At 68.9% G+C, this 21183-nt stretch carries 23 protein-coding genes; 1 reads left to right on the top strand and 22 read right to left on the bottom strand.

The genetic code is table 11. The features are described 5' to 3' along the window. Position 1: 1 nt before the first annotated feature. From fliD to GO308_RS13770, 17 genes are all read right to left on the bottom strand, one after another. Positions 2-1414, bottom strand: a complete 1413-nt coding sequence (gene fliD / locus GO308_RS13850; protein WP_066477644.1) for a flagellar filament capping protein FliD — start codon at positions 1412-1414, stop codon at positions 2-4. A 63-nt stretch (positions 1415-1477) separates the two neighbouring features. Further along, positions 1478-2614 carry a flagellar type III secretion system protein FlhB gene (locus GO308_RS13845; RefSeq protein ID WP_066477643.1) on the bottom strand — a complete coding sequence of 379 codons (1137 nt, stop codon included), beginning with the start codon at positions 2612-2614 and terminating at the stop codon, positions 1478-1480. Next, positions 2614-3387 (bottom strand): flagellar biosynthetic protein FliR, encoded by a 774-nt coding sequence (gene fliR / locus GO308_RS13840; protein WP_066477641.1) that lies wholly within the window; start codon positions 3385-3387, stop codon positions 2614-2616. The genes GO308_RS13845 and fliR overlap by 1 nt, the downstream gene beginning before the upstream one ends. A gap of 3 nt (positions 3388-3390) precedes the next feature. Beyond that, positions 3391-3660, bottom strand: coding sequence for a flagellar biosynthesis protein FliQ (fliQ, locus tag GO308_RS13835; RefSeq protein WP_082730913.1), 270 nt, complete (start codon positions 3658-3660; stop codon positions 3391-3393). Positions 3661-3664: 4 nt separating this feature from the next. Then, entirely contained in the window at positions 3665-4414 is a 750-nt protein-coding gene (gene fliP, locus GO308_RS13830; RefSeq protein WP_231727454.1) for a flagellar type III secretion system pore protein FliP, read from the bottom strand. Between the two features lie 131 nt (positions 4415-4545). Next, on the bottom strand, positions 4546-4800 hold the full coding sequence (locus tag GO308_RS13825) for a flagellar biosynthetic protein FliO (RefSeq protein ID WP_066548272.1): 255 nt from the start codon (positions 4798-4800) through the stop codon (positions 4546-4548). Continuing rightward, positions 4797-5093: a flagellar motor switch protein FliN gene (fliN, locus tag GO308_RS13820; protein WP_066477637.1), complete on the bottom strand. Its 297-nt coding sequence runs from the start codon at positions 5091-5093 to the stop codon at positions 4797-4799. The genes GO308_RS13825 and fliN overlap by 4 nt, the downstream gene beginning before the upstream one ends. Next, a complete protein-coding gene (locus GO308_RS13815; protein WP_066477635.1) occupies positions 5090-6037 on the bottom strand; it encodes a FliM/FliN family flagellar motor switch protein in 948 nt (315 codons plus the stop codon). The genes fliN and GO308_RS13815 overlap by 4 nt, the downstream gene beginning before the upstream one ends. A gap of 6 nt (positions 6038-6043) precedes the next feature. Next, the gene (locus GO308_RS13810) at positions 6044-6691 is read right to left on the bottom strand and encodes a flagellar basal body-associated FliL family protein (RefSeq protein WP_066548270.1); all 648 of its coding nucleotides are present in this window, start codon (positions 6689-6691) and stop codon (positions 6044-6046) included. Between the two features lie 17 nt (positions 6692-6708). After that, on the bottom strand, positions 6709-8310 hold the full coding sequence (locus GO308_RS13805; protein WP_240885870.1) for a flagellar hook-length control protein FliK: 1602 nt from the start codon (positions 8308-8310) through the stop codon (positions 6709-6711). 48 nt (positions 8311-8358) lie between these two features. Continuing rightward, the gene (locus GO308_RS13800) at positions 8359-8787 is read right to left on the bottom strand and encodes a hypothetical protein (RefSeq protein ID WP_066479116.1); all 429 of its coding nucleotides are present in this window, start codon (positions 8785-8787) and stop codon (positions 8359-8361) included. Continuing rightward, entirely contained in the window at positions 8780-10111 is a 1332-nt protein-coding gene (locus tag GO308_RS13795) for a FliI/YscN family ATPase (RefSeq protein WP_240885869.1), read from the bottom strand. The genes GO308_RS13800 and GO308_RS13795 overlap by 8 nt, the downstream gene beginning before the upstream one ends. Next, a complete protein-coding gene (locus GO308_RS13790) occupies positions 10105-10863 on the bottom strand; it encodes a FliH/SctL family protein (RefSeq protein WP_240885868.1) in 759 nt (252 codons plus the stop codon). Before GO308_RS13790 ends, GO308_RS13795 begins: the two co-directional genes overlap by 7 nt. Then, complete coding sequence (gene fliG / locus GO308_RS13785) at positions 10856-11863, bottom strand: flagellar motor switch protein FliG (RefSeq protein WP_066549305.1); 1008 nt, start codon at positions 11861-11863, stop codon at positions 10856-10858. Before fliG ends, GO308_RS13790 begins: the two co-directional genes overlap by 8 nt. 5 nt (positions 11864-11868) lie before the next feature. Continuing rightward, positions 11869-13635, bottom strand: a complete 1767-nt coding sequence (fliF, locus tag GO308_RS13780) for a flagellar basal-body MS-ring/collar protein FliF (RefSeq protein ID WP_240885867.1) — start codon at positions 13633-13635, stop codon at positions 11869-11871. A gap of 4 nt (positions 13636-13639) precedes the next feature. After that, on the bottom strand, positions 13640-14008 hold the full coding sequence (gene fliE / locus GO308_RS13775) for a flagellar hook-basal body complex protein FliE (RefSeq protein WP_240885866.1): 369 nt from the start codon (positions 14006-14008) through the stop codon (positions 13640-13642). After that, positions 14005-15300 (bottom strand): sigma 54-interacting transcriptional regulator, encoded by a 1296-nt coding sequence (locus GO308_RS13770; protein WP_240885865.1) that lies wholly within the window; start codon positions 15298-15300, stop codon positions 14005-14007. Before GO308_RS13770 ends, fliE begins: the two co-directional genes overlap by 4 nt. Positions 15301-15549: 249 nt before the next feature. On the opposite strand from GO308_RS13770, the gene GO308_RS13765 reads away from it, so the two are divergent. Further along, on the top strand, positions 15550-16371 hold the full coding sequence (locus tag GO308_RS13765) for a flagellin (RefSeq protein WP_240885864.1): 822 nt from the start codon (positions 15550-15552) through the stop codon (positions 16369-16371). 349 nt (positions 16372-16720) lie between these two features. Here the strand turns inward: GO308_RS13765 and fliA are convergent, their stop codons facing one another. The 5 genes from fliA to GO308_RS13740 form a co-directional block, all read right to left on the bottom strand. Beyond that, on the bottom strand, positions 16721-17467 hold the full coding sequence (fliA, locus tag GO308_RS13760; RefSeq protein ID WP_066479091.1) for a FliA/WhiG family RNA polymerase sigma factor: 747 nt from the start codon (positions 17465-17467) through the stop codon (positions 16721-16723). Next, positions 17464-19545 carry a flagellar biosynthesis protein FlhA gene (gene flhA, locus GO308_RS13755; RefSeq protein WP_240885863.1) on the bottom strand — a complete coding sequence of 694 codons (2082 nt, stop codon included), beginning with the start codon at positions 19543-19545 and terminating at the stop codon, positions 17464-17466. The genes fliA and flhA overlap by 4 nt, the downstream gene beginning before the upstream one ends. Positions 19546-19549: 4 nt before the next feature. Further along, positions 19550-20446: a lytic transglycosylase domain-containing protein gene (locus GO308_RS13750; protein ID WP_240885862.1), complete on the bottom strand. Its 897-nt coding sequence runs from the start codon at positions 20444-20446 to the stop codon at positions 19550-19552. A 101-nt stretch (positions 20447-20547) separates the two neighbouring features. After that, positions 20548-20868, bottom strand: a complete 321-nt coding sequence (locus tag GO308_RS13745) for a hypothetical protein (protein ID WP_066674273.1) — start codon at positions 20866-20868, stop codon at positions 20548-20550. After that, positions 20852-21151, bottom strand: coding sequence for a flagellar biosynthesis anti-sigma factor FlgM (locus GO308_RS13740; RefSeq protein ID WP_066674271.1), 300 nt, complete (start codon positions 21149-21151; stop codon positions 20852-20854). Before GO308_RS13740 ends, GO308_RS13745 begins: the two co-directional genes overlap by 17 nt. Positions 21152-21183 lie beyond the last annotated feature (32 nt).

Here is a 21183-nt window from a genome sequence, read left to right as displayed (position 1 = left end):
ATCAATTCCGGTCCGCGTTCCAGCTGTCAATCTGTTGCTGCAGATAGGTCTGGGTCTGGCGATAGGCCGCGACGCGCGCATCCATGCTGGCGAATTGCTGGGTCATGCGCACGCGGGTCGCCTCCGCTTCCTCGAGCGCGTCGGCCTGTTCATCGCTCAGTCGCGTCTGTTCGCGGGTGTAGCGCTGCTCGCTGGCGCCCAGTCCGGTCACCCGGCTGCTGGCCGCGACGGCGATCCGGTTGATCTCGCTGCCCAGCCCGCCGATCGAGGCGAACATCGCCTCCACCGCTTCGGGATTTTCGGTGAGCACGCGCGAAAGCCGGGCGGCGTCGACGCTCAGCGAACCGTCGCGATTGGTCCTGACGCCGATTTCGGCCAGCGTCGCCGGGCCGGTGGCGGTCGACGGCAACAGCCGTCGCAGCGTGAGCTCGCGCAGCGACTGGACCAGCGAGCGCGCTCCGGGATCGGCGCGCAGCGGGCCGGTGACCGGATCGGTTTCGGTGCGGATCGACGCCTGAAGCTCGTTGATCGCGTCGACGACGTCGTTGACCGTCTGGCGCAGGCTTTCGACCGGCGGGGCGGAGTTGATCGAAACCTGGGTGCCGACGCTCGCCGAGACGAGGTCGAGGCGAATGCCCGGAAGCAGATCGGTGATGGTGTTGACCGACCGGCGCAGCGCAACGCCGTCGACCGCGACGATCGAATCGCCGGCGGTTGCCCCGATCGTGGTGCCCGCCGCGCCGACGCCGACATTGAGCGCGGCGAGCCCCGGCGCGCCCGCATCCTCGGTGGCGGTCAGCGTGAACGCCTGCGCCTCGCCCGTCGCGCCCTTCAGGATCAGACGCGATCCCGCGCTGTCGGCGACGATCGAGGCGGTGACGCCGGCGCGCGCGGCGTTGATCGCATCGCGGATGCCGGTCAGCGACGAATTGCTCGCGTCGATGGCGATGTCGACCGGCGTGCCGGTGCCGGCGGTGAAGCCGGTCATCGCGCCGTTCGATACGGTCGCGGTGCCGAGCGTGAGGGTCAGCGTGCCGGTGCCGACCGCAGCCGCGGGATCGGCGATCGGCGCGGTATAGCTCGACTGGGCGGTCGCGAGCTGACGCACCTCGATGCTGGCGCTCAGATTCTCGATCTTGGTGCCGACGACGGGGCTGGCGCGGACGATATTTGGATTGCCGCTGGTCGGCTGGGTGGCGAGCGTGCCGCTGCGCGTCACCGAGCCGAGCGCCGAAGCCAGGTTGTTGATGCCGCTTTTCAGCGAACCGACCGCGGAAATCTGGGCGGTCAGCGTCTCGCTGCGCGCCTCCAGCCGCTGGGTCTTGATCGCGAATTGCGCCTCGACCAGGCCGTTGACCAGTTCGGTGATGTTGATGCCGGATCCGGCGCCTAGCGTGCTGGTAATCGACTCCATCTCGCGTAGTGCTCCCCCCGGGGTTCAGGCCTGTTCGTGAAAACGGCCGAACCCGCGGAATCTTTAGCTGTTTTTCTCGGTCGGCTGACCATTTTCGTCGAAGCGCGCGCTGGCCGGCACGGTGATCGGCGGCGGGGTGCCGCCGGCCGCGACGTTGAGCCCGAAGACGAAGGCCAGCACGGTGGCGATCGCCAGATACAGGTCGTCGCGGACCTCCTGGCCTTCCTTGCTGGTATAATAGACCGCGCGGGCAAGCGCCGGATATTCGAGCACCGGCACCGTCATCTCGCCCGCCAGTTCGCGGATGGCGAGCGCGGTCGCGCCGCGCCCCTTGGCGACCACCACCGGCACCTGGTCGCGGCCGCGCTCGTAGCGCAGCGCGACCGAGAAATGCGTCGGGTTGGTCAGCACGACATGCGCTTCCTTCATCGCCTTCCTGAACCCGCGCTTCATCACCTCGCGCTGGCGGCTGCGGATTGCGGCCTTGTTCTCGGGCGAGCCTTCGCTCTCCTTGTGCTCGTCCTTCATTTCCTGCTTCGACATCTTCAGGCGATTGATGCGCCGCACGATCGCGATCGGCACGTCGATGCCGGCGATGACGACCATGCCCAGCGCCATCACGAACATCAGCAGCAGGAAGGTTTCGCCCAGCGCGCCGACCGCGCCCATGAGGTCGGAGGAGACCAGGCCGGCCATCTGTTCCGCCGACGACCATAGCATCGCATAGCCGATGCTGCCGAGCAGCACGGCCTTGAGCAGCGACTTCATCAGCTCGATCCAGCCCTGGGGACCGAAGATGCGCTTGATGCCCGCGCCGGGATTGATCCGCGACGCCTTGGGCTGGATCAGCTTCGAATTGAACCGCAGCGAGCCCAGCACCGCCTGTGCCGCGATCGCGCTGGCGAAGGACAAGGCGAGCAACCCGCCGAGCGACGGGGCGAGCTGCCACCCGGCATTGGCGAGCGGCCGCCAGGGTTCGAAATCCTCCACATCGGCGCGGCCGAAGGTGAAGCTGGCCGCCATGACCTCGCGACAGGCGGAGAGCAGCGCGGGGCCGAGCATGAGCATCCAGAAGCAGCCGAACAGGATGACCATTGCCGACGACAAGTCGGTGGATTTGAGGACATCGCCGTCGTCCCGCGCCTTTTTGAGGCGCTTTGGGGTTGGGGCTTCGGTCCGTTCGCCGGCCTGCTCCGCCATCAGCCGACCACCAGGGTGCGCGTGGCCTTCAGCGCCTCATCGAGGATGACGAGCATGTAGTCGCTCATCGCCGGCAGCGCGACGAACAGGCCGACGACGCCGACCAGCAGGCTGGCGGGCAGGCCGACCGCGAACAGGTTGAGCGAAGGCGCCGAGCGCGACAGCATGCCCACGATCACGTTGAGGCACAGCAGCAGGAACCCGACCGGCAGGGCCAGCAACAGGCCGGCCAGAAACGCGTAGCCGCCGAACATCGCGATGTTCTGAAGCCGGGCGGTCGCCAGCCATGCGCCACCGGGGGGCAGGAGCGTGTAGCTTTCGACCACCAGCCGGGTGAGGATCAGGTGGCCGTCAATGGCCAGGAACAACAGCGTCAGCAGGATGCCCAGGAAATTGCCGAGCGCGGGCGTCTGTTCGCCGCGCTGCGGGTCGAGTGCGGCGGCAAAGCCGATGCCCATCGACACGCCGATCGTCTCGCTGGCGATCAGCGGCGCGGCAAACGCGATCTGGAGGATGAAGCCCAGCGCGAGGCCGACCAGTGCCTCCGCCGCGATCGACAGGAAGGTGGTCAGCGCGAAGATTTCGGCCGGCGGCTGAATGGCAGCCACGTTGAGCGTCAGGATCGCAATCGCGCCCGACAGCACGATCCGCACCTGCACCGGCACCGCGACCGCGCCGAACACCGGGGCCGCGACGAACGCGGCGCTGATCCGCACCATCACGAACAGCATCGCCCAGAGCTGCGATTCGATCGAGAGGCCGAAGCCGAGCATCGGCTAGCGCACCAGGTCGGGAATGCGCTCGAAGATGCTGATGGTGAAATCGCCGATCAGCGTCAGGATCGCGCCGCCGAACACGATCAGCGACACGCCGACCACGATCAGCTTGGGCACGAAGGTCAGCGTCTGTTCGTTGATCGACGTCGCCGCCTGGATCATGCCCAGGATGAGCCCGGCGAGCAGCGCAGGCAGCAGGATGGGGGTGGCGGCCAGCGCCAGCACCCACATCGCCTCGCGCGCGACATCCATGAAATAATCTGCATCCACGGCGCTAACTCACGAAACTGTTGGCGAGGCTGCCCATGGTCAGCGCCCAGCCGTCGACCAGGACGAACAGGAGGAGCTTGAACGGCAGCGAGATGATGGTCGGCGACAGCATCATCATGCCGAGCGACATGAGCACGGTGGCGACGACGAGGTCGATGATGATGAAGGGCAGGAAGATGAGAAAACCGATCTGGAACGCGGTCTTGAGCTCGCTGGTCACGAAGGCGGGCAGCAGGACCGAAAAGGGGATGTCGGCGGGCGAGGCATAGGGGCCGCTTTTCGCCATTTCGGCGAACATCGTGATGTCCTTCTTGCGCGTCTGCTTGACCATGAAGCCGTGGAGCGCGCGGCCGCCATTCTCGATCATCTGGGTCGCGCCGATCGTGCCGGCGGAATAGGGCTGGATCGCGGTGCGGTTCACCTGGTCGATGGTCGGTGCCATCACGAAGAAGCTGAGGAAGAGCGACAGCCCGACCAGTACCTGGTTGGGCGGCGTCTGTTGCAGACCGAGCGCCTGGCGCAGCACCGACAGCACGATCAGGATGCGGGTGAAGCTGGTCATCATCAGCAGGATGCTGGGCAGGACCGTCAGCAGCCCCATGATGATCAGGATCTGGAGCGACAGCGACAGCGGCGCGTCGCCGCCGCCCAGGTCGCCCAGTGCGCGGTCGATCGCGTCGCCGACGCCCGGTGCCGCAGGCGCGGCGGGCGCGGGAACCGACTGAGCCAGCGCGGGCTCGACCGCGGCGAGCATGACCAGCAGCGCCGCGGCGATGCCGATCCAGCGCACCCGGCGTTCGGCGCGGTCGGCCGGGCGCGGATCGATTGGCGTCATGACGTCATCAATGCGCGCGCGCAGGCCCGCGAACAGGTCGGCAAGGCGGATCATCCCTGGCCCCGGTCGATCAGGTTGACGCCGCCGCGGCCCACCGAGACGAGCAGCTTGCGGCCTTCAAACTCCAGCACGGCCAGGCGCAGGCCGGGCGAGATCATCATCGTTTCCTTGACCTTCAACATCCGCTCGCCCTGCTGGCCGGGCATCCGCGCCTCCAGCTTGCGCCACAGATAGAGGCAGCCGACGAGCAGGCCGCAAACGAGCGGCAGCAGCACGACCAGCTTGAGGATATATTCCCACATCAGCGCGACAGCCGCTTTTCGGGGCTGACCAGTTCGGTCATCCGCACGCCGAAGCGATCGCCCACCGTCACCACTTCGCCGCGCCCGATCAGCGTGCCGTTGACGAACACGTCGAGCAGCTCGTTGGCGTGGCGGTCGAGTTCGATGACGCTCGCCTCGCCCAGCGCGAGCAGCTCGCGCAGCGTCAGCTGGGTCGATCCGATCTCGACGGTCAGGCGGACGTCGACGTCCTGCAGCAGCCGGAAATTCGCGGCGACCGCGCCGTCGGCGGGGAAACCGCCGGTCATGTCGTTCATGTCAGATCCTCTTCGAGCAGCGGGACGATGGAAGCGAGGCGGATGGCGGCCTTGCCATTGGCAGTGCCGATGGTGCCGGTGCCCAGGCGGTGGTTGTTGACCATCACGGGCACTTCGGGGCCGAAGCTGACCGGGATGACGTCGCCTTCCTTGAGTTCGAGCAGGCGGCCGAGCGAAATGGTCGGTTCGGCCAGCACCGAGCGCACCGGAAAGCGCACGCCCATCGCGACGCGGGTCAGGTTGTTGCGCCAGCGCGGATCGGGTTCGGCCGACGGCCCGTGCACGCGCGTGTTGAGCGACACCGCGTGCGGCTTGAGCGCGGCGACGGGATAAAGGAGGTCGACCATCGTCGGCTCGCCATCGGCAGCCGCGATCCCGAAACGGGTGACGATCACCGGATCCTCGCTGTCGAGCGAGGCGAGCAGCGACGGGTTCATTTCGACATTGCCGGGTTCGAAGCCGATTCGCGTCACCGGCTCCCACGCGGTCTGCAGCACCGGGACCAGCGCGGCCGCGATCCGGCGCACCAGCGCCTCGGCGGCAGGCGAAAATTCGTTGGGCAGGGTATCCGGCGTATCGCCCAGCCCGCCAAAGAACAGGTCGAGCATCTCGAGCGTGAAGCGACCGTCGAGCACCAGAAACGCCTGGCCGCCGCCGGGACGCAGCGTCAGCGGCACCCAGGCGGTCAGACCTGGCTTGCGTTCGGCGACATAGTTGCTGAACCGCTCGACGGTCAGCGGTTCGGCCCAGGCGCGGATGGCGCGGCGCATCATCGGCTCGAACACCCCGCGCAGCAGCCGCGCCAGACGCGCCGACAGGTGCTGGAGGGTGTGGAGGTCGCCGAACGGATTGAGGTTGTTGGCCGCGAGCGCGAGCGCATGCTCCGCCCGCGGCCGATCGCGCTCGCGCCCCTCGCTGCCCAAAGATGACGTGCCGTTAACCATGCACGGTCACTGAACAACAAAATTGGTAAAGTAGACGTTACTAACGCCGCCAAAGCCTTCTTTTTCTTCGAGCACGTCGTTGATCGCCTTGGCGAGGCGGCGCTGCAGGACCTGCTTGCCCGCCAGCGTGAACACCTGTTCCTCGTCGGTTTCGCCCAGCGTCATCAGCACCTGCGATCGAACCGCGATCTCGTGCGTCTTCAGGTTTTCGAGGACGCGATCGTCATAGGGGGTCGAGATCGCGATCCCGACCTGAACGAAATGAACGCTCTCGCGCAGATTGGCGGTGAACTCCTTGTCCATCGCATAATAGTTAGACGCATAGCGGTCGCCGCCTTCGCCCTCCGGCGTCGGCTTGCCCTTGTGCTCGGAACCGCCCGATTCCTCGCCGCCGCCGCCATGGTCGCCGCCGCCTTCGCCACCCTTGTCACCGCTCAGCGACGCGCGCTTCTCCTCCGACTTGGGGACGAGCTTCGGGGTTTCGGCCTCGGCATGTTCGGCCGCGCCGCCGCCGCCCATCAGCGACCCGCTCAGGAACATGCCGGCCGCAGCGCCGCCGCCGGTCAGCAGGATCGCGCCACCGGCGATCAGCAGCAGCTTTTTCATTCCGCCCTTCTTCTTGGGCTTTTCGGTATCGGTTTTGGCGTCGCTCATCGGAGGATCCTTTCAATTCAGGCGATTCGTTCGTCGTCAGCGGTCGCATGCGCGGCCTGCGGATCGCGGCGTGCGTCCTGGGGTGTGGCCGGGGCGGGACGTCGGCCCTGGCCGGCATCCTGCTGTCCCGGGTTCGATCCGGCGCCGGAATGCGCGAGCCCGGACTGGGCATGGCCAGCACCATTGCCGGCATTGCCCCCGCCGCTCGGCGCGCCGCCGTCCTGCTGGGCCAGGCGGATGCCGCGCGCTTCGGCCATTTCGGCCAGGCGGGGTGCGGCGTCGGCCAGCAGCGCGCGCGCCGCGGGATTTTCGGCATGGATGCGCACGCCGACATCGCGGCCCGCGCCTTCGTCAAAGACAAGCTCGACATCGCCGAGCGCGTCGGGGCTCAGCCGGATACGCAGCGTCCGCGAACCGGGTTCGTCGCGCAGCGTCTCGATCCGGTCGATCATCCCCTCCATCCATTCCGCGCGGCCGGTGTCGATCGGCGGCAGAGCGCCGGTCGGCGGCGTCACGGCGGGGCGGGCGGCGGGGGTGATTGCGGGTGGGCTCTCGACCATGACGTCGCCGGCCATGCCGGTTTCGCCGATGTCCGCGATCTCGGCGACCGGGGCGGCGAGCGCGTCGTCGGCAGGGGCGGGCCCGGCCACGGCCGCGCCGGGCTGGGCGAGCTGGCGGGCGAATATGCGCGCGGCGGGACCAGTCGAAGCCGGTTCGGCGTCGGGGATGGCGCGTGTCGCCTGCGTGCGCGACACTGGCCGGTCGCGCGTGTCTACCGGCGCTTCGACCGCCGAAATTGGCGTCGCGGCGGCCCGATCGGTGCGGGCAGCGGCGGTCAGTGATGTCTGGACCACGACCGCGTCGGCGGTTTCGGCCGGCGGCACGATGGCGGCGGGGCCGGTGCGCGACACGGCCGGTGCAGGCGCGGGTGCAGGGGCGTTGATCGCCGCGGTTTCGGGCACCGCACTTTCATGCGGCGTGGCGGGTGCAGCGGGCAGGGATGCTCCCGCGATCGCCGGGCTGGCGGTAGGGGCCGGGTCAGTTCGTCCGGCGGCCGGGCGTGCGTCGGCGGGTGCGGCCGGTGCGGCGGCCGGCAGCGACGGCGCGGCGGCTTCGTCCGCTGATCCCGGCGTGTCGAGCTGGCTCGGCAGGGGGAGGGAGGGTGCGGCGCTGTCGGGTAAGGCCAAGACGCTCGATGCGCCGGCCTCTGGCAGCGCGGGCGTGGCGGGGGACAGCGGCGTCAATGCCGTCGTCGTCAGCCGCGCGACCGGGGCGGACACCGCGGGCGCGATCGTCTGGGCAGTCGGGGCCGGCGTGATGACGGGTGTCGCCATGACCGGCAACGGCACCGGTGCAGCCAGTGGCGGCGGCGCGTCCAGCTGGAGCAGGTCCGCCAGCATCGTGTCGAGCATGTCGTCGGCCAGGTCGTCGGCCGGCAAATCATTGCCGGGGGCGGCACTTTCTTGCCGGGTCGCCGCGGCCGCGGCGTCGGCGGGCGGCTGCGCGAGCAGCGCCAGCGCATCGACGAAACGATCGGACGAATCGCCGCCGATCGCCGGTGGCCGCGCAGGATTTGCGGCACCGGTGGGTGGCAGCGTGATCGTCAATGGGTCGATCATGGGCGGTCCTTGTGCAGGCTCGTGACGAGTCCTTGTACCGGACAGCAATTACCGTGCCGTTTTCATCCGGGGCGTGGCCGGCAATTTTTCGAGCGCGCGACGTTCGCGGATCCCCTCCGCGATACGTGCCTGTTCGATCAGCTTTTCGATCGCGCTCTGGTCGCGCTTGGCCTCAAGCGTCGCCGAACGGGCCAACTGGAGCGCGTGCTCCGCCCCCGCCAGGCGATGGTCGGCGGCTTCATGCGCGACGTGCAGCCGCGCGCGCAACGTCGCCGCGGCCTGCAGCCCGATCGCCGGGGCAGGCGCGGGGGCGACGGTGGGGGCGACATCGGCGGCGAGCCCGGCAATGCGCTGGCGCAGCATCGATTCCTGCGCGACGCGTTCCGCCGCGCGCCCTTCGTCCGCGCGGACCAGACCGAGCTGAAGCGTGCGGACGTGCAGCAGCCGCTGGAGCTTGCGCGCGTGGCGTTCAGCCATCGCCGAACACGCCGATCAGTTCGGCGACCGCCTGATCTAGCGGCACCACCGCGTCGGCATCCTGGCGGATATAGTCGAGCACCGCGGGCTGATAAGCGATCGCGGTGTCGATCGTCGGATCGGTGCCGGCACGATAGGCACCCATCAGCACCAGATCGCGATTTTCCTCATAGGTCGCCAGGTGGCGGCGCAGCACGCGCGCAGCCTGGACATGCTCGCGCCCGACGATGTCGGTCATCACGCGGCTGACCGACGGGCCGAGGTCGATGGCGGGGTAGACGCCGCGTTCGGCGAGCTGGCGGCTGAGCACGATATGCCCGTCGAGGATCGACCGCGCCGAATCGACCACGGGGTCGTTGCCGTCGTCGCCGTCGGCCAGCACGGTGTAGATGGCGGTGATCGACCCGCCCGAGGTGACGCAGGTGCCCGCGCGTTCGATCAGCCCGGGGAGCATCGCGATCGCCGACGGCGGATAGCCGCGCGCCGATGCCGGTTCGCCCAACGCCAGCCCGATCTCGCGCCCGGCATGCGCGACGCGGGTCAGGCTGTCCATGATCAGCAGGACGTTCTTGCCCTGATCGCGAAACGCCTCGGCGATGGCGGTGGCGCGCAGCGCGCCGCGGATGCGCAGCACCGGCGAATGATTGGCGGGCACGGCGACCACGACCGATCGCGCCCGCGCCTCGCCCGAAACCTTGGTTTCCAGGAAGTCGGCGACTTCGCGGCTGCGCTCGCCGATCAGGCCGACGACGACGACATCCGCCTGTGCTGCGCGCACGATCATGCCGAGCAGCACCGACTTGCCGACGCCCGAGCCCGCCATGATGCCGACGCGCTGGCCCTGGCCGATGGTGAGCAGCCCGTTGATCGCGCGCACCCCGACATCCATCGGCTGGCGCACGCGGCCGCGGTCGAGCGGACCCTGCAGCTTGCCGGCGAGCGGCCATCGCCGGGCGCCGCGAATCGGGCCCAAGCCGTCGATCGGCTTGCCCGCGCCGTCGACCACCCGGCCGAGCAGCGCATCGCCGACTTCGGCTTCACCCGGTGCGCCGATCGCGCGGACGGGCGCGTTGGGCAGCAGCGGAGCGGGGCCCCCCAGATTCATCAGCAGCGTATGGCCGCCGCGAAAACCGATGACCTCCGCCTCGACCTGATGGGCGCGATCGGCACCGATCCGGCAGACGGTGCCGACCGGCAGCGACAGGCCGACCGCCTCCATCAGCAACCCGTCATAGGATGCAAGACGGCCCGACGCGCGCGGGCGCGGCGCAAAGTCGCCCTGCGCCAGCGTTTCCAGATAGTCTTCGGCGAAGCGGTTCAGCATCCGGGCAACGCGGCGCGATCCAGCGCCTCGGTCAATTGCTCGAGCCACAGCGTGGGCCCGTCCTCGACCACCGTCGCGGGCGATTCGATGACGAACGCCCCCCGGCCGATCGCGGCGTCGGCGACTGCGGACAGTCCCGGCGGCAGCGCATCGCGGACCAGCGCGATGTCGGACGGGTGCAGCCGGACGCTGGCGCGCTCGGTTCCTTCCGCAATCAGCTCGACCGCCGACGCGATGCGCTGTTGCAGCAGTTCGGCGGAAATCCCGGTTTCGCCGACGAGGCGCGCGACCAGTGTCAGCACGGTATGGCGCAGCCGCTCGGCCAGGGCATTGCGATCGATATGGCCGCTCATGCGCAGCGCATCGGCAAGGCCGCGGAGCAGCTGCTCGTCGCGTGCGCGCGCGGCCGCCGCATCCGCCATCGCCGCCGCCATGCCGTCGGCAAAGCCCGACGCGCGCGCCTGGGCGATGGGATCGACAAAGGCCGCGGGCGGTGCGTCGGCGTGCACGTCCGCCATCGTGTCGAACGGATCCCACCCCTCGGTCGGATTGCGATCGCGGTCGGCGGGGCTGAAATGGCGCGGACCCGGTGTTTCGGGCGTGAAGTGGCGCGGTGCCGCGGTGCGCGGCGCGGCGTCGCGCGGCTTGATCTCGCCCGGCATGAAGCCGGGCGGCGGCGCAAAGGCGGCGCTGAGGATTTCGGGCGACACGCTGGCATGGCGGCTGGCGAAGCCGGGGGCGAAATCAGACATAGTCGTCCTCCCCGCCGCCCATCATGATGACCCCGTCCTTGGCCAGCGCGCGCGCGATCGCGATGATCGCCTTCTGCGCGTCGAGCACTTCGGACAGGCGCATCGGCCCGCGTTCCTCCAGCTCGTCGCGGATGCCGTCGGCCGCGCGCGACGACATGCAGCCCAGGAAGCGTGCGCGGACATTTTCGTCGACGCCCTTGAGCGCGGGGACGAGCAGGCTCGCCTCGACATTGCGGATCAGCGTGCCCAGGTTGCGGTCGTCGAGTTCGAGCAGGTTGTCGAACACGAACATCGCTTCCTCGATCTGGCGGGCGACTTCGCGGTCGATCTTGGCCAGCTTGGGCATGACGCGGACTTCGGTGGTCTTGCGCGCGCTCGACAGGATCTTGGCGGCGTCGCGGGTGCCGCCCAGCTGCAGGCCGGCGGGGCTCTGTGCCCGGCCCGACGCGCGCGACAGCACGCCCTTCAGCGTCTCGATCGCTTCGGGCGTGATCGGCCCCAGTCGCGCGATGCGATGCAGGATCTGGGGCTGCACCGCTTCGGGCAGCGTTTCCAGCACCTGCGCACCGACAGCGGGGTCGAGATTGGCGATCAGTACCGCCGCGATCTGGGGATGCTCTTCCTCGATCAGCCCGGCGATCTCGGCCGGGTCGAGCCAGTCGAGCAGCTCGATCGCGCATTGCGCCGACGGCGGCATGATCCGCGACAGCACGCTTTCGGCCTTTTCCTGGCCCAGCGCGCGGGTCATCATCGTCTCGATCTTGGGGCGGGGGTCGAAGCCGACATCGGTGCGTTCGCGCGCCTTTTCGACGAAATCGTCGAGCACGCCGACCACTTCCTCCTCCGACACGTCGGCAACGGCGAACATCGCCTTGCCGAGCTGGCGGACCTCGTCGGGCTCCAGCTTCTGCAGGATGGCGGCGGCTTCCTCCTCGCCGACCAGCATCATCAGCACCGCGGCGCGTTCGACGCCGCTATAGATACGCGCGGGCGCAATCATGCCCTCTACTCCGCCTTGATCATGTCGCGTACGGCCAGTGCCGCGCGCGCGGGATTGTCCCGGGTAAAGCCGCGGACCAGCCCGACGCGCTCATCATAGCTGCGCGCATTGTCGAGCATCTCGATGCTGATCGGCGGCGGGCCCTGGCGTTCGGGCTGTGCGCCGGTGCCCGACGCATCGTCGCCGGTCATCGCCAGCGCGGGCCGATCGGTCGGTCCGCCATCGCCGGCCTGGGCCGCGGCGGCGGCATCCTTCTTGCCGCGCGTCATCGAGCGGACCAGCGGCCGGACGCCCATGAACAGGACGAGCAGGGCGATGATCAGCGCGGTCGCATTGCGCGCCGCCATCGGCACCCACGGTGCTTCATACCATGCCGCCTCGACCGGATCGGTCACCTCGGCCGAAAACTTGCGGCTGATGACGGTGACCTGGTCGTTGCGGGTCGGGTCGAAACCGACCGCGGCGCGGACGAGCTGGGTGATCTGCTGGATTTCGGCCGGGCTGCGCGGTTTGCCGCCATCGGGCTCGCGCAGCAGCACCGCCACCGAAAGCCGCTTGATCTGGCCGGGCGCCGTGCGGGTGACCGAGACTTCCTTGCCCAGGTCATAGCTGCGGGCATAGCTCTCGCTCGCCTTGACCGCGGGATTGGCCGGAGCCGCGCCCACCTGGCCCGCGGTGCCGTTGGCCGCGGCGGCGACCGCCGGGTCGACGGGCGGCTGGCCGGGGGCCGGCTGGCCGGCGGCGGGAGGCTGGTTCGGACGGTCGAGCGTGCTCGGCGCCGGCGCCGAATTGGACAGCGCGCCGGGAATCCCCTCCGGCACCACGGTCCCGTCTGGGGTCGTCCAGTTGCCCTGTTCGGCGCGCAGCGCGCCCTGGCGGTCATAGACTTCCTTGGTCGCCTGATTCTCGTCCAGATCGACTTCGGCCTGGATTTCGGCGGAGAAATTGTTGGGGCCGACGAGCGGGGTCAGCAGCTTGGTCAGCTGCGCGCGGAACTTGTCCTCGACGCGGCGCTGGAAATCGATGCGCTTGTCGCTCATCGCCCCGGGGCCGTCGCCCGAGCCGGGCTGGCTCAGCAGCGCGCCCATCTGGTCGACGATCGTCACCGCTTCGGCCTTCATGCCCGGCACCGACGAGGCGACAAGGTTGATGATCGACTTGACCTGTGCGTCGGTCAGCGTGCGGCCCTGGTTGAGGCGCACGATCACCGATGCCGACGGGGCGGCATTGTCGCGGATGAAGACCGAGCTTTCGGGCATGGCGAGGTGCACGCGCGCCTCGACCACGGCATCGATTTCCTGGATCGAGCGGGCGAGTTCGGTCTCGCGCGCCTGGCGCAGCCGTTCGCCCTCGACCGCGCGGCTGACGCCCATCGGCAGCTGGTCGAGAATGGCATAGCCGCCCGGCGCGGCCTTGGGCAGATCCTGCGCGGCGAGCAGCATCCGCGCCTTGTGATAGGAATCCTCCGGCACGGTCAGCGAGCCGGCCTGATCAAAGCTGGGCGTGATGCCGCCCGATTTCAGCGCCTCGCTGACCGCGGCCTTGTCGGCATCGGTCAGGCTGGGGAACAGCACGCGCTGCGGCGGGGTGGCGAGCAGCATCCAGGCGAGCGCCGCCGCGCCGACAAGGCCCAGCACCATCAGGACGGGCAGGCTGCGCTTGACCGCAGGCTGGCTGACCAGCGTGTTGAGCTGCTTCAGCGGATTGGCGAAGCGTTCGGCGACCGGCAGCGCGGCGGGCGCGGAAAGGGCGGGTGCGAGTGCGTTTTCCATGGGATCAGACCGGCATGCTCATGATGTCCTTGTACGCGCTCAACAGCTTGTTCCGGACCTGGAGGGTGGCTTCGAACCCGACCGACGCCTGCTGGCGGGCCATCATCACCTTGGCGATGTCGACCGTTTCGCCGCGTTCATAGGCGGCGGAGAGTTCCCCCGCCTGGGCCTGCGCCGCGTTGACGCCCTTGAGCGCGCTCGCCATCGCATCGGTGAAGCTGCTGACGCCCGAAGACGGCGCGCCGACCGGCGCGTTCGTCGGCGCGGGCGCGCTGCTGGCGCGTTGAAGCGCCGTGTTGCGTTCCAGGATCTCGGCGCGGAGCGCCATGATCCGGTCGATGCTCATCGCACCGCCGACACCGCCGATGCTCATGCCGAACGTACCTCTTCATGAGGAAAGGTGTCGATCAGGTCGCCCTGTTCGCGCGCCTTGGCGAGGCGGTAGCGCAGCGTGCGCTCCGAAATGCCCAGGCGGCGCGCGGTCTCGATCCGGCTGCCGCCGCACGCGGCCAGCGTGTCGCGGATTGCCTGAAACTCGGACATCTGGACGATGTTGCTCAGCTTCTCGCCGGTGGCGGTGCGCGGACGCAGCGGGGTGACGTTGTCGGTGCGCAGCGCGACGGGCGCCGGCTTGCGGTCGAACACGATGTCGCGCGCCTCGATCGCGTCGCCGGCGAGCAGCAACGCACGCTGGATGACATTCTCGAGCTCGCGGGCGTTGCCCGGCCAGTCGTGCGCGAGCAGCAGCTGCTGTGCCTCCGCCGAAATCCAAGGCAGCTTCGCGCGGTTGCCGGCGTGACGCACCGTCATCGCGGCGGCGAGCGCCAGGATGTCGGCGGGGCGATCGACCAGCGGCAGCGTGTTGAGCGGGAAGACGCTCAGCCGGTAATAAAGGTCGGCGCGGAAGCGGCCGGCCTCGACTTCGGTTTGCAGGTCGCGATTGGCGCAGGCGATGACGCGGACATCGACCGGCTCGGCGGCCGTCGCGCCGATCGGCACCACTTCGCGTTCCTGCAGCACGCGCAGCAGCTTCGCCTGCAGCGACAGCGGCATTTCCGCGATTTCGTCAAGCAGGATCGTGCCGCCATTGGCCGCGCGAAAGAAACCTTCTCCGCCCGATGACGCGCCGGTAAACGAACCCTTTTGGTGACCGAACAGCATCGCTTCGAGCATTGTCTCGGGCAGGGCGGCGCAGTTGATCGCGACGAACGGCCCTTCCGCGCGCGGCGAGCCCAGATGGATCGTGCGCGACAGCACTTCCTTGCCGGTGCCGGTCGGGCCGTTGATCAGGACGGTGATGTCGGCGGCGGCGACGCGTTCGGCGAGCGCGAACATCGCCAGGCTTTCGGGATCGGCGGCGACGGGCGCGTGCGGGCCGCGCAGCATCGCGATCGCCATGGCCTGACCGATGGTCGCTTCGTCGGCGGTATAGCTGAGCCGCGCCGGATTGCCGTCGGCAAAGGGGATCGCAAGCACCGGGCCATCGTCGAGGATCAGCGTCCGCGCGGCGATCGGCGGGGTTTCGCCCGCCATGACCAGGAACAGGTCGCCTGGTCCCGGCCGCGCTGTGGCGACCGGCGCGATTTCAAAGCCCTGCGTGCGCAGGCTGGACACAAGCGTGAAGCGCCGATCGAGCACCGAATCGCTTGCAATGATGGTCGGCATGGACTTCCCCCGTTCTTCCAGCGTTCTTTGCGGGTTCCGTGGTAAAGACGTGGTAAACGTCCGAAGAAAAATACCGCTGGAACACCCGCGCCCTTGCGCGCGCGCGTGAGGGCCCCGCGAAAACGGGGTCGCGGAATATTTGCCGGTCCCCCTAAAGTCCTTTGCGCCCCGGTCGTTATCCCTTGTGGCAGCCCGGCTCCCGCTTTTCGGGGGGAAGGCGGGAACGCCAGGACACAGGAGATCGGACAAATGACCGTTATCGCAACCAACACCTCGGCCCTGCGCGCTGCGAATGCGTCGCGTGGTGCCAATATGGGCCTCTCGATGGCCATGGAGCGTCTGTCGACCGGCAAGCGCATCAACTCGGCCAAGGACGACGCCGCCGGCCTCGCCATCGCCACGTCGATGACCTCGCAGATCCGCGGCATGAACCAGGCCGTGCGCAACGCCAATGACGGCATCTCGCTGGCGCAGACCGGCGAAGGCGCGCTGAACGAAGTCACCAACATGCTGCAGCGTATCCGCGAGCTGGCGGTTCAGTCGGCTTCGGGCACCTATCAGGACAGCGACCGCACCAACCTGCAGGCGGAAGCTGCCGAACTGAGCACCCAGATCGGTGCGATCATCAGCGGCACGACTTTCAACGGCGTGAACCTGTTCGCCACCGACGGCGCGACCGTCGTCGTCCAGGCGGGCACCGAAGCGGCTGACGACGTCACGCTGACCATGTCGGCGACCGGCTTCAACGCCGCGATCACCGGCGCGACCGGTTCGTCGGTTGCGACCCAGGCTGGCGCCAACACGGCGATCGACCTGGTCGACACGGCGCTGACCGCGGTCAGCACGACCCGTGCGACGCTGGGTGCGGGCCAGAGCCGCCTCCAGTCGGTGGTCAACAACCTGACCAACAACGCGACCAACCTGTCGGATGCGCGCAGCCGCATCGAAGACACGGACTATACCGCGGAAACGACCGCGCTCGCCAAGGCCCAGATCCTGAGCCAGGCGTCGACGGCGATGCTCGCCCAGGCGAACCAGAGCCAGCAGAACGTGCTGACGCTGCTCCGCTAAGGAACGTCGGGCTCGAGCCGCCGCCACCCCCCCTGAAAGGGCGGCGGTTCGGCTCCCGATCCGAACGGGACGCGAGAACCCCGGTGGTGTTTGCCACCGGGGTTTTTGTTTGTCCGGCGAAGGGAGGCGAGCCACTCGTCGGCTGATCAGCTCCAGCCCGCCAACAGCAAAGGCGTCGCTCCGGCGCAGGGCGTGCAGCACCCGGTGCCGTTGAATCCGAGACGTCGCCCCGGCGGAGGCCGGGGCCCCCGGCAGAAAGGAGCGCTCCATTCGGCCAAAGGCCCGGCCTCCGCCAGGGCGACGCCTTGTTGCTTTTGGGGAGCCTCCCCGCGACACGCGGGTGTGGCGCTCAGCCCAGCCGGCGATCGAGTGCGCGCTTCAGGCGATCGTGCGCGGACTTCTTGATCTGGCACACGCGCGCCTGGCCGACGCCCAGCACATGGCCGATCTCCTCGAGGTTCAGTTCCTCGACATAATAAAGCTGGATGACCAGCGCCTCGCGCTCGGGCAGATCCTCGATCGCGGCGACGAGCAGGTCGCGCTGATCCGCTTCGGCCAGCGCCACGAACGGGTCGGGCGCGTCCGACATGAACCACGGCCCCTCGTCCGAATAGACGTCGTCGATCGAATCGAAGCGGACCGGTTCGGCCGTCGCATAGTCCTGGCGGAGTTTTTCCACGGTGATCCCCAGTTTGTCGGCGACCTGCGCATCGCTGGGCGCGTGGCCCTGATCGCGGGTCAGGGCGGCGACGGCATCCTGATAGACGCGCTTGCGCCGCATCGCGCCGCGCGTGATCGTCGCCTGGCGGCGAAGTTCGTCGATCATCGCGCCGCGCAGCCGGGTGGCGAGATATTGTTCAAAGGTGACCTGGCCGCGATCCTCGAACGCGGCGAGCGCCTCGACCAGCGCGACCAGCCCGATCTGGACCAGGTCCTCGACCTCGACCAGCGTGCTCATCGATCCGTGGACGTGCCATGCGATCCGGCGCACCATCGGCAGGTGGCGGCGCATCAGCGCCTGATGGTCGCGTGCCTGGGCAGTGCGACCATAGGTCAGCGGCTGCGCGTCGTCGGGCGGGGTGAAGGGGACGCTCATGCGGGCAGCATTTCGGGCGCCCCGATCACCGCGATCACCTCGACCGCCTTGTCCTCGGGCACTTCAAAGAAGCTCATCACCGGCGTGTCGGGAAGGACGGTGCGGACGAGCTTGCGGATCGCGAGCCGGATCGACGGCTGGACGACCAGCACGAACGGTTTCGATTCGGCGATCAGCGGCGTGGCGGCGCTCTGCACCGCGTCGATGATGCGCCGGCCCAGGTCGGGTTCGACGGTGTGGCGGCGACTGGTGTCGCTGCGCATCGCCTGACCGAGCAGCGCCTCGAGCTGACCCTCCAGCGTCATCACGCGCAGCGGCTCGCGCACGCCGCACAGCTTCTGGATGATCAGCGGGCCGAGCTGCGGGCGGATCATCTCGATGATCTCCTCGGCATCGGCGGTGCGCTGGGCGGCGACCGCGATCGCGCCGGCGATCAGGCGGAACTCCTTGAGCGGGATGTTCTCCGCCAGCAGGCCGCGCAGCACCTGGGTCAGCGTGGTCAGCGGCAGCGGGTTGGGCGACAGCGCCGCGACCAGCTGCGCCGCGCGCTCCTTCAGCCCGTCGAGCAGCGACTGGACCTCGTCGGGGCCGAGCAGGTCGGCCGCGCTCTGCACCAGCACATGATTGAGGTGCGTGGCGATCACGGTGCCCGGATCGACGACCAGATAGCCCATGCCGGTCGCACCGTCGGCATCGCCGGGCGCGATCCACACCGCGTCGAGGCCGAACGTCGGGTCCTTGGCCGGCTTGCCCTTCAGCTTGCCCGCTGCCTGGCCGGTATCGAGCGCCAGCATGCCGTCGGGCGAAACGCTGTCCTCGCCCAGCGCGACCCCGTTGACCAGGATGCGATAGGTATAGGGCGCGAGGTTGATGTCGTCGCGCACCTTCACCTGCGGGACGACGAAGCCCAGGTCCTTCGACAGCTGGCGGCGCACCCCGGTGATCCGGTTCATCAACGGCCCGCCGCGGCGCTCGTCGACCAGCGGCACGAGGCCGTAGCCGATGTCGAGCATGATCTGCATGTGATCGGTGACCTCGTCCCAGCCGATACGCGACAGGTCGGCCGGCGGCGGGGCGGGGGCGGGCGGGGGCGGGCGCTTGGCTGCCTCGCGCATCCGCCATGCCGCGAAACCCGCGGCGGCCGCCGCCGGCAGGATGATCATGCTGGGCATGCCCGGCACGATGCCGAGCAGCGCGAGGATCGCGGCGACGGGGATCCAGGTCTTGTGGCTGCCGAACTGGCTGCCGATCTGGCCGGCGAGGTCCATGCTGGACGCGACGCGGGTGACGATGGCGGCGGCCGCGATCGACAGCATCAGCGCCGGGATCTGCGCGACGAGCGCGTCGCCGATCGCGAGCAGGATATAGGTCTGCGCGGCGTCGCCCACGCTCAGGCCGTGGCTGAGCGTGCCCAGGATCAGGCCGCCGACGATGTTGATGGCCAGGATGAGCAGGCCGGCGACCGCGTCGCCCTTCACGAATTTCGACGAACCGTCCATTGCGCCGTAGAAGTCGGCTTCGGTCGACACGTCGAAGCGGCGCTGGCGCGCTTCGTCGGGCGTGATCAGGCCGGCGTTGAGGTCGGCGTCGATCGCCATCTGCTTGCCGGGCAAGGCGTCGAGCGTGAAGCGCGCCGACACTTCGGACACGCGGCCCGCGCCCTTGGTCACGACGATCATGTTGATGATGATCAGGATCGCGAAGACGAACAGGCCGACAACATAGTCGCCGCCGATCAGGAAGGTACCGAACGCCTCGATCACGTGACCGGCGGCGGCTTCGCCTTCATGGCCGTGGACCAGCACGACGCGCGTCGACGCGACGTTGAGGCCCAGGCGGAACAGCGTGGCGAACAGCAGCACGGTGGGAAAGGCGGAGAAGTCGAGCGGCTTCTGCGCATTCAGCGCCACCATCAACACCGCCAGGCTGATCATGATGTTCAGGATGAAGAAGGCGTCGAGCAGCATGGCCGGGATCGGCACGACCATGAGCATGACGAGCAACAGGATCGCGAGCGGCAGCGCGGTGCTGCGCAATGCCGGAAAAACCCCCTGGGGCGCCTTGAGTGCAGCGATCATCGCGTCACGCGCCCAGCTGCGCGAGCATCATATAGGCGAGCCGCGCGGTTTCGGGCAGCGGACGGTAGCCGGGCTGGCCGAGCTGCGTGCCGAGCTGCGCGGTCGCGACCGGCGTGCCGCGCTGGCCGCCGACGACGTTCAGGTTGGCGAGCGTGGTCTGGAGCCAGAGATCCTCGCTGCCGCCCGCGGCGGCGTTGCCCATGATGACCTCGACGCCGGGTTCGAGCTGCGGCATCGACGGCGGCGCGATGCCCCCCGAGGCGAGGCCCGTCGCACCCGCGGCGGCGGCCCCGCGATCCAGCTTGGCGGCGAAGCGCGAATAGATGTCGGCCAGCGAACGCGGCTGGCCATTGCCTTCGAAGAAGATGCTGCGGTTGGCGCGCGCAGCCGCCGGGAACATCGACGCGGCGCTGCGGTCGGGATTGTCCTGCATCGCCGACAGGAACGACTTGGCCCCGCCGATACCCAGGAAATGCGCCATGTAGAGGTCGGTGCCGCTGGCGCCGCGCCCCAGCGTGCCTTCGAGCACGGCCTTGTTGTCGGCGGCGTGCTCCGCCGCCATGAGCGACGCGACCTGCGGGTTCTTGCGCAGGTCGAGAATGGCGCGGCGGGTGGCGGGATCGTCGACGACATAGCGTCCGCCCGGCGTCTGGCGGATGCTGTCCGCCGCCCAGCCCAGGCCATGCTCGCCGCCGTGGCGCTTCATCACGCCCAGCCAGCTCTGATCGATGAACTGATATAGCCCCGTCGCGCTCGACGTGGCGGCGCGCGCGTCGGCGCGCATGCCGCTTTCGACCTGCGCCTGGCCGATCAGATAGGCGAAGTCGACGCCGGTGCGCCGGGCGGCGCTGGCGATCGCGTTCTGGATGGGGTTGGGGGAACCGACCGGGGTGACGCTCATCGATCCTTGCTCTGGCTATTCCGTCGGGAACAGCTCAGCAAGGACCATGCCAATGTCGCAAGGCCGGCGCGCAGCCGGTGTGTTCGCGCCCGCGCGGCGGCTCAGCCGAAGGCGACAGCGCCGGCGGCGCGATATGCCGTGCCGTCGTGGCCGGCAAGAACTTGCAGGCGGCGGCGGACATTTGCCGCCATCAGGTTGACGTAGATGCGCGCGGTTTCGTTGAGCCGGTTCGCCTCCGCAGCCAGCAGGCGCAGCTCATGGTCCTGCGCGGGCATGTTGTCGTTGGCGGCGACCGTCTCGATCGCGACCAGCTTTGCCTGCGTCGCGCGCTCCAGTGCGGCGACATCGTTGGCCTTCAGCGCCGCGATTTCGGCGTGCAGGCATTCGATCACTTGGATCAGGGCGTCACGCCGACTGTTCATGGGGACTCCATTGCAGGCGCAGCGCGATCAGCCGGTCGGCGATCGTTGCGGGAAGGATGGGGAAGGTTCCGTCCTGGACGGCCGACCGAATGCGATGAACCCGGTCGACATCCACCGGCGGTGCCGCGGCGAGTGCGCGCGCGGTCTCGCTGGCGTTCAGTTCGGCGGCGGTCGGATCCGCCTTGGCCACCGGCTCGACCGGCTGCACCGGGGTGACCGGTGCAACGGGCGCATTTCGGGCGTCCGTCGCCGATATGGGCCTGAAGCCGATTGGGTCCACCATGTCTGCGTCCTTATGAATCTGCCGACATTCAG

It is taken from the genome of Sphingomonas sp. SFZ2018-12 (assembly GCF_022496715.1).
Lineage (GTDB): Bacteria > Pseudomonadota > Alphaproteobacteria > Sphingomonadales > Sphingomonadaceae > Sphingomonas.
This window is presented reverse-complemented; position numbering and strand designations above follow the sequence as displayed.

Coding starts and splice junctions, on each gene's coding strand:
- fliD (WP_066477644.1), bottom strand. CDS start 1,414: ATGGAGTCGATTACCAGCACGCTAGGCGCCGGATCCGGCATCAACATC.
- GO308_RS13845 (WP_066477643.1), bottom strand. CDS start 2,614: ATGGCGGAGCAGGCCGGCGAACGGACCGAAGCCCCAACCCCAAAGCGC.
- fliR (WP_066477641.1), bottom strand. CDS start 3,387: ATGCTCGGCTTCGGCCTCTCGATCGAATCGCAGCTCTGGGCGATGCTG.
- fliP (WP_231727454.1), bottom strand. CDS start 4,414: ATGCTCGCCGCGGTCGAGCCCGCGCTGGCTCAGTCGGTTCCCGCGCCC.
- fliN (WP_066477637.1), bottom strand. CDS start 5,093: ATGAACGACATGACCGGCGGTTTCCCCGCCGACGGCGCGGTCGCCGCG.
- GO308_RS13815 (WP_066477635.1), bottom strand. CDS start 6,037: ATGGTTAACGGCACGTCATCTTTGGGCAGCGAGGGGCGCGAGCGCGAT.
- GO308_RS13810 (WP_066548270.1), bottom strand. CDS start 6,691: ATGAGCGACGCCAAAACCGATACCGAAAAGCCCAAGAAGAAGGGCGGA.
- GO308_RS13805 (WP_240885870.1), bottom strand. CDS start 8,310: ATGATCGACCCATTGACGATCACGCTGCCACCCACCGGTGCCGCAAAT.
- GO308_RS13800 (WP_066479116.1), bottom strand. CDS start 8,787: ATGGCTGAACGCCACGCGCGCAAGCTCCAGCGGCTGCTGCACGTCCGC.
- GO308_RS13795 (WP_240885869.1), bottom strand. CDS start 10,111: ATGCTGAACCGCTTCGCCGAAGACTATCTGGAAACGCTGGCGCAGGGC.
- GO308_RS13790 (WP_240885868.1), bottom strand. CDS start 10,863: ATGTCTGATTTCGCCCCCGGCTTCGCCAGCCGCCATGCCAGCGTGTCG.
- fliG (WP_066549305.1), bottom strand. CDS start 11,863: ATGATTGCGCCCGCGCGTATCTATAGCGGCGTCGAACGCGCCGCGGTG.
- fliF (WP_240885867.1), bottom strand. CDS start 13,635: ATGGAAAACGCACTCGCACCCGCCCTTTCCGCGCCCGCCGCGCTGCCG.
- fliE (WP_240885866.1), bottom strand. CDS start 14,008: ATGAGCATCGGCGGTGTCGGCGGTGCGATGAGCATCGACCGGATCATG.
- GO308_RS13770 (WP_240885865.1), bottom strand. CDS start 15,300: ATGCCGACCATCATTGCAAGCGATTCGGTGCTCGATCGGCGCTTCACG.
- GO308_RS13765 (WP_240885864.1), top strand. CDS start 15,550: ATGACCGTTATCGCAACCAACACCTCGGCCCTGCGCGCTGCGAATGCG.
- fliA (WP_066479091.1), bottom strand. CDS start 17,467: ATGAGCGTCCCCTTCACCCCGCCCGACGACGCGCAGCCGCTGACCTAT.
- flhA (WP_240885863.1), bottom strand. CDS start 19,545: ATGATCGCTGCACTCAAGGCGCCCCAGGGGGTTTTTCCGGCATTGCGC.
- GO308_RS13750 (WP_240885862.1), bottom strand. CDS start 20,446: ATGAGCGTCACCCCGGTCGGTTCCCCCAACCCCATCCAGAACGCGATC.
- GO308_RS13745 (WP_066674273.1), bottom strand. CDS start 20,868: ATGAACAGTCGGCGTGACGCCCTGATCCAAGTGATCGAATGCCTGCAC.
- GO308_RS13740 (WP_066674271.1), bottom strand. CDS start 21,151: ATGGTGGACCCAATCGGCTTCAGGCCCATATCGGCGACGGACGCCCGA.